4 protein-coding genes and 1 pseudogene are annotated in these 3,554 nt (G+C 73.9%); 2 read left to right on the plus strand and 3 right to left on the minus strand.

Annotated features, from left to right (window positions below; genetic code table 11):
- The coding region (locus tag PROKR_RS11680) for a cation diffusion facilitator family transporter (RefSeq protein WP_036963366.1) at positions 1–728 on the plus strand (728 nt) is incomplete at its 5' end.
- Positions 729–782: 54 nt separating this feature from the next.
- On the opposite strand, the gene PROKR_RS11685 is transcribed toward PROKR_RS11680, so the two are convergent.
- Positions 783–1,394 (minus strand): TetR/AcrR family transcriptional regulator, encoded by a 612-nt coding sequence (locus tag PROKR_RS11685; protein ID WP_036963368.1) that lies wholly within the window; start codon positions 1,392–1,394, stop codon positions 783–785.
- 84 nt (positions 1,395–1,478) lie between these two features.
- Between PROKR_RS11685 and PROKR_RS11690 the strand changes: the two genes are divergently transcribed.
- Positions 1,479–1,910, plus strand: coding sequence for a nitroreductase/quinone reductase family protein (locus tag PROKR_RS11690; protein ID WP_036963370.1), 432 nt, complete (start codon positions 1,479–1,481; stop codon positions 1,908–1,910).
- Between the two features lie 5 nt (positions 1,911–1,915).
- Here PROKR_RS11690 and PROKR_RS11695 read toward each other — a convergent pair whose 3' ends face one another.
- Complete coding sequence (locus PROKR_RS11695; protein ID WP_036963374.1) at positions 1,916–3,034, minus strand: epoxide hydrolase family protein; 1,119 nt, start codon at positions 3,032–3,034, stop codon at positions 1,916–1,918.
- A gap of 95 nt (positions 3,035–3,129) precedes the next feature.
- Positions 3,130–3,554 (minus strand): annotated as a pseudogene (locus tag PROKR_RS11700) (glycosyl hydrolase); the annotation flags it as partial.

Here is a 3,554-nt window from a genome sequence, read left to right on the forward strand (position 1 = left end):
CGGCGTCGCTCGCGCTGCGGCCGCCGTCACCGCGTCGCACCTGGGGGTTCCGTCGCGCCGAGATCCTGGCCGCGCTGGCCCAGGCCGCGGTGCTGCTCGCCGTCGGCGTCTACGCGCTGATCGAGGGCGTGAGCCGACTGTTCGGCCCGGCGGAGGCGCCCGGTCCGGGCCTGCTGGTGTTCGGCGTCGTCGGCCTGGTGGGCAACGTCGTGGCGCTGCTCGTGCTCGCGGGCGGGCGCTCGAAGTCGTTCAACCTGCGCGCCGCGTTCCTGGAGGTGGTCAACGACGCGCTGGGCTCGGTCGCGGTGATCGCGGCCGCCGTCGTGATCGCGACGACCGGCTGGCAGCGCGCCGACGCCGTCGCCGGCCTGGTCATCGCCGTGCTGATCCTGCCGCGGGCCGCCCGGCTGCTGGCCGACTCTGCGAGCGTGCTGCTGGAGTCGACCCCGCCCGGCATGGACCTGGACGAGGTCCGGGCCCGGCTGCTGGAGGTGGAGCACGTCGAGGAGGTCCACGACCTGCACGCGTCGCTCGTCGCGACAGGACTGCCGACCATCAGCGCCCACGTCGTGGTGCGCGACGTGTGCTTCCGCGACGGGCAGGCGCCGCCCGTCCTCGACGCCCTGCAGAAGTGCGTGGCCACGCAGTTCGACGTGCGCGTGGAGCACTCGACGTTCCAGCTCGAACCGGCAGAGCACGCCCGGCACGAGGCGCCGACGCACGCCTGATGCGCGCTGGGCTTGTCGCGACCGGGGTCTCGTCGGGCTCGACCGGCGGCTTGGTTACACCCCGGAGACCCCGCACACCCGCTCGACCAGGTCGCGCCAGCCCGCCTCGAACCGGGCCGTCGGCTCCGGGCCTGCCAGCTCCGGGCCCGCGAAGAGCCGGAGCAGCAGCGGGCCGTCCAGCGCGTACGCGAGCTGGCCCGCGAGCACCTCGATGTCTGCGCCCGGCAGGTCCACCTCCCGCAGGAGCACCCGCAGGTGGATCTCGGACAGCGGCCGACGCCGCCCGGCCGCGTGGCGCCCGTCGAGCGTGGCGCGGGCGACGGCGTGGTGCTCGGCGAGGAACCGCACCCGGGCCGTGCCGTACGCGACGATCCGGTCGACCGGCGGCGCCCCGGGGCCGAGCGGCGGCGGACCGCTGAGCACCTGCTGCTGCAGGTCGCGCTCGGCATCGTCGAGCAGCGCCTGGAAGATGCCCGCCCGCGACCCGAACCGCCGGAAGACCGTGCCCTTGCCGAGCCCGGAGCGCTCGGCGAGGAGGTCCATCGTGAGGCACTCGGGCCCCACCTCTGCCAGGAGCTCCCGCGCGCTGGCGAGCAGCAGCTGCCGGTTGCGCGCGGCGTCGGCCCGCTCCGGCCGCGGTGTGCCCCACGTCATCGGCGTGCTCATGTCCGGATGCTATCCGGCGGAGCGTAAGCGGGGTAAAGTCCGTTTGGTCGGCCAGGGGGTCGGCACAGGTCTCTGGAGGACGACATGACAGACATGAACACCGGGGTCATCGAGGCGTTCCGCGCGAACGCGGGCGTGCTCGGCGAGGACGTCGCCGGCGGGCACTTCCTGGGCAAGCGGCTGGTGCTGCTGCACCACGTGGGCCGCGTCAGCGGCAAGCAGTACGTGACACCGCTGGTGGCCGCCACGGACGGCGACGCCTACCTGGTCGTGGGCTCGATGGGCGGCGCGCCCAAGGACCCGACGTGGGTGGCCAACGTGGAGGACGGCGCCGGCGAGACCACCATCGAGGTGGGCGACCAGACCCTCCGGGCCACCACCACGGTCGTGCGCCCGACGTCGCCCGAGTGGGAGCGGCTCTACGGGATCTGGGCCGCGTACTGGCCCGACGCCAAGGTGTACGAGACCCACACCGACCGCAAGTTCCCGGTGATCCGGCTCGAGCCCAAGGCCTGACCCGGTCAGCTCGGGCCGACCGACCGGACGAACGCCCGCACGCGCGCCGCCATCTCCTCGGGCACCTCGCCCACCGTGAAGTGACCGCCCTGTTCCAGGCGGTCGAACACGCGCAGGTCGAGGTAGTGGCGGCGCGCGAGCGACTCGGGGTAGCCGGCCTCGTGCCGCTGGACGAACACCGCTGCCGGTACCGTCGTCGGCGCGATCGGGCCGGGCTGGTCGGCCCCCTCGTAGTAGGGCCGGAACGACGATCCGATGGTCTGGGTGGCCCAGTAGATCGTCGCCTCGGTGAGGATCCGGTCGCGCGAGATGCGCTGCTCCACCGCGCGCGGGTCGCCGGGCGGGGTGTCGCTCCACTCGACGAGCTTCTCGGTGAGCCATGCCAGCAGCCCGGCGGGGGAGTCGTTGAGGGCCGTGGCGAGCGTGTCGGGCCGCGTGGCCTGGACGTGGCCGTAGGCGCCGTCGGTCTGGTGCCGCGCGGCGATGCCGTCGAAGAACTTCCGGGCCTCGGGGTCCTCGAGCGCCGCCCGCTCCGACGTGGTCGGGAAGTGCGCGTGCGTGGCGACGATGCCCGCGACGTGCTCCGGGTACCGGGCCGCGATGAGGTCGCTGACGTTCGCCGTGACGTCCTCGCCGTAGGTGAGGTACCGCCCGTAGCCGAGCACGTCGGTCATCAGCGCGTGCATCGTGCCCGCCAGCCGCTTCTCGGACATCGGGTCGTCCGCGTACGGCGTCGAGAACGCGAAGCCGGGCAGGCTCGCCACCACGACATGGAAGTCGGGCAGCAGGTCCGCGAAGTCGAGCTGCAGGGCGAACGTGTGCGGCCACCCGTGCATCACGAGCAGCGCGGGCGCGTCCGGCTCCGCGGAGCGCCGGTGCACGAAGTGCACGTCCGCGTCGTCGATCGTGGCGACGAACTGCGGGTGGGCGTTCAGCCAGGCCTCCCGCGCGCGCCAGTCCCAGCTGATCCAGTGGTCCACGAGCTCGCGCAGGTAGGCCGCCGTCATGCCGGACGGCGGACGCCGGGGCGAGTCGGCGGGGATCCGGCTGCGCGCCAGGCGGTCGCGCAGGTCGGTGAGGACCTGGTCGGGGACGTGGACGGTGAAGGGCCGGAGGTCGCTCATGGCCCGACGGTAGACGCCGGCACTGACATCGACCGGCCGGCCGTGCCAGACGTACAGGTCACCCGGGTGACCCGTACGTCTGACACGCGGGTGGGTCAGTCGGCGTCCGCGGGCGGGAGCACCAGGGTGCGTACCGGCTCCTGGTTGCCCGCCCGGTCGGTCGCGGCGAACTCGATCACCTGGGGCACGTCGGACAGCGCCCGGCTGAACGGCTCGGCGAACGTGGCCCAGAACGTGTCGGGCCCCTTCCACCGGATGCTGTCCACGCCCGAGACGTCGTCGACGGCGGCGAGGTTGATCTCGACGCCCCGCGGGCCGAGCCGCCTGGTCGTGACCGTGGTCCGCGGCGGCCGGGTGTCCACGCTGACCTCGCGGACGACGCGGCGCTCCCGCCCCGCCTCGTCGACGGCGCGCGCGGTGACCGTGTGCACGCCGTCGGACAGGACCAGCGGTTCCTGACCGGCGGGCGTCCAGGGTTCGTCGCCGACGCGGACCTCGACGACCGGCTCGCCGACGTCGG

This window comes from Promicromonospora kroppenstedtii DSM 19349 (assembly GCF_000515355.1).
In the GTDB taxonomy this organism is placed as follows: Bacteria; Actinomycetota; Actinomycetes; order Actinomycetales; family Cellulomonadaceae; genus Promicromonospora; species Promicromonospora kroppenstedtii.